The following is a 394-nucleotide window of genomic DNA, read 5'->3' as shown; positions in this document are numbered from 1 at the left end:
GGCGTAGCGTGCCGTGCCGGTAGTTTTCAGCGGTCCGTCGATGCGGTCATGGGGACGACCGACAACCTTCAGCTGATCGATCGGGTTTTCCCCTGCGGGTTTATCAAATTTCATGCCTGTGCCCTCGCTTCAGCCAGTACGGAGGCAAGCGTTCGCTTCGCCAACAGGAGTTTAAAGGTGTTTTCAGCGGTGGGATGGGCGCTGGCGAACAGCGTGTCATATACGGCCTGCGCCCCCTGGGATAGCTGAGCATCCGCAGCCTCAATGCGCCAGGGCTTATGTGCTACTCCGCCCAGCGCGACGCGCCCGCTGCCGTCAGGCTGAATAATCGCCGCGACCGATACCAGGGCAAAGGCGTAGGAGGCGCGATCGCGCACCTTACGGTAGATATGTT

Annotated in this window: 1 pseudogene; it reads right to left on the bottom strand. The window is 60.7% G+C overall.

Going from position 1 to position 394, the window contains the following annotated elements:
• Nucleotides 1-110 precede the first annotated feature (110 nt).
• Nucleotides 111-394 (bottom strand): annotated as a pseudogene (gene paoB / locus H0X90_RS35535) (aldehyde oxidoreductase FAD-binding subunit PaoB); the annotation flags it as partial.

Source organism: Burkholderia sp. 9775_39 (assembly GCF_015712225.1).
GTDB classification, from domain to species: Bacteria; Pseudomonadota; Gammaproteobacteria; order Burkholderiales; family Burkholderiaceae; genus Burkholderia; species Burkholderia cenocepacia.
Note: the sequence above shows the minus strand (reverse complement) of the source record. Positions and strands in the feature narration are given on the sequence as shown.